The 2,065-nt window shown below is 72.2% G+C and carries 1 protein-coding gene; it reads left to right on the top strand.

All coding sequences use genetic code 11. The features are described from left to right. Window positions 1-56 precede the first annotated feature (56 nt). Complete coding sequence (locus ACJ73U_RS36415; RefSeq protein WP_407782301.1) at window positions 57-2,033, top strand: NPCBM/NEW2 domain-containing protein; 1,977 nt, start codon at window positions 57-59, stop codon at window positions 2,031-2,033. The last annotated feature ends 32 nt before the right edge of the window (window positions 2,034-2,065 follow it).

The raw sequence follows: 2,065 nt of genomic DNA, 5'->3' as shown, positions 1-2,065 counted from the left end.
TCCTGTGCGCCACCTGGGTTTACGCTGTGCACACATCCGATGCCTCGGAGGTGACGATGAGCCGACGCCGTCTGGTCGGTCCGGTCCCAGGTGCCCTGCTCGCCGTGCTCGGCGCCGTCTCGCTCGCGGTCGTCGGTCCACAGGCGGCCGCGACGCCCGTCGCGCGGCCGTCCACCGTGGAGAAACCGTCCCTGGCGCCGACCCCGCCGATGGGCTGGAACAGCTGGAACAAGTTCCACTGCGACATCAACGAGGAGCTGATCCGCGAGACCGCGGACGCGATCGTGTCCTCGGGCATGGCGGCCGCCGGCTATGAGTACGTGAACATCGACGACTGCTGGATGGCCCCGCAACGGGACGCCGAGGGTCGCCTCCAGGCGGACCCGGTGCGCTTTCCCAGCGGTATCAAGGCGGTCGCCGACTACGTGCACGCGCGCGGGCTGAAGCTCGGCATCTACTCCTCGGCCGGCACGAAGACCTGCCAGGGCCTGCCGGCGAGCCTCGACCACGAGACCGCCGACGCCACCAGCTTCGCCGAGTGGGGCGTGGACCTGCTCAAGTACGACAACTGCAACAACCAGGGGCGGCCGGCGATCGAGCGGTACACGGCGATGGCCGACGCGCTCGCGGCGACCGGGCGGCCCATCGTGTTCTCGATCTGCGAATGGGGCCAGAACAAGCCGTGGGAGTGGGCCGCGCGGGTCGGCGGGCACTACTGGCGGACCACCGGCGACATCACCGACCGGTGGGGGAGCATGGTGTCCATCCTGGACCAGCAGGTCGGGCTGGAGGCGTACTCGGGACCGAACGCGTGGAACGACCCCGACATGCTGGAGGTCGGCAACGGCGGCATGACCACCGAGGAGTACCGGGCGCACATGAGCCTGTGGAGCGTCCTCAACGCGCCGCTGATCGCCGGCAACGACGTGCGGTCCATGGACGCGACGACCCGTGCGCTGCTCACCGACCCGGACGTGATCGCGGTGAACCAGGACTGGGCGGGCATCCAGGGCCACAAGATCGCCGACAGCGGTGACCTGGAGGTCTGGGCGAAGCCGATGTCGAACGGCGGCGCCGCGGTCGTGCTGCTCAACCGCGGTGTCGCGGGTGCGCAGGTCGGGACGACGGCCGCCGCGCTCGGGCTGCCGCGTGCGCGTTCCTACGCGATGCGCGACCTGTGGGCGAACACCACGGTCGTCACCCGCGCACAGGTGCGGGCCTCCGTGCCGCCGCACGCCGCGCGGATGTTCGTGGTGCGGCCGGGCCGGCACGGCCAGCCGGCCGTGGCGACGGACGTCGTCGACGACACGGGGCGCTACGCCGAACCGGGCGAGACGTTCACGGCCAGCGTGCGCGTCGCCAACGACGGGTCGCGGCCGGTGACCGACGTCCGGGTCGCGCTCGCCGCACCGGACGGCTGGACTGTGCGCGCTCACAGCCGCACCCGGCTGCCCGTGCTGTGGCCGGGTCGCACCGCGACCGTCGGCTTCACGGTCACCGCCCCGGCCACCGCCCAGAACGGCACGCACCCGCTCACCGCCGACATCCGCTACCGCGGCGGCCGGCTGTCCGGGTACGGCGCGGTGTCGATCGCGACGAGACCCGTCGGCACGCCGTGGCTCTCGGACCTCGCGCCGGTGAGCACACAGGTCGGCTGGGGCTCGCTGGGCGTCGACAGGAGCGTGGGCGGGCATGCGCTGACGATCGCCGGGGTCACCTACGCCAAGGGCATCGCGCCCCACGCCGCCTCCGAGATGAAGTACTACCTCGGCACCCACTGCTCGCGGTTCACCGCGGGCGCCGGCATCGACGACGAGACCGGCAAGCGCGGCTCCGTCACGTTCACGGTGCTCGGCGACGGGAAGGTGCTGGCGGAGACCGGCGTCGTGGTCGGTGGCCAGGCCGCGGTCCCGGTGGCGGTGGACGTCACCGGCGTCACCGAGCTGGTGCTGGTGACCGGCGTCGGGCCGGACAACAACAACTACGACCACTCGGAGTGGGTGGACCCGAAGCTGACCTGCGAGGGCGCCTGACGGCGGTGGTGGCGCACGGTCCGCCGGACCGT

It is taken from the genome of Actinophytocola sp. (genome assembly GCF_045807065.1).
Lineage (GTDB): Bacteria > Actinomycetota > Actinomycetes > Mycobacteriales > Pseudonocardiaceae > Actinophytocola.
Note: the sequence above shows the minus strand (reverse complement) of the source record. Positions and strands in the feature narration are given on the sequence as shown.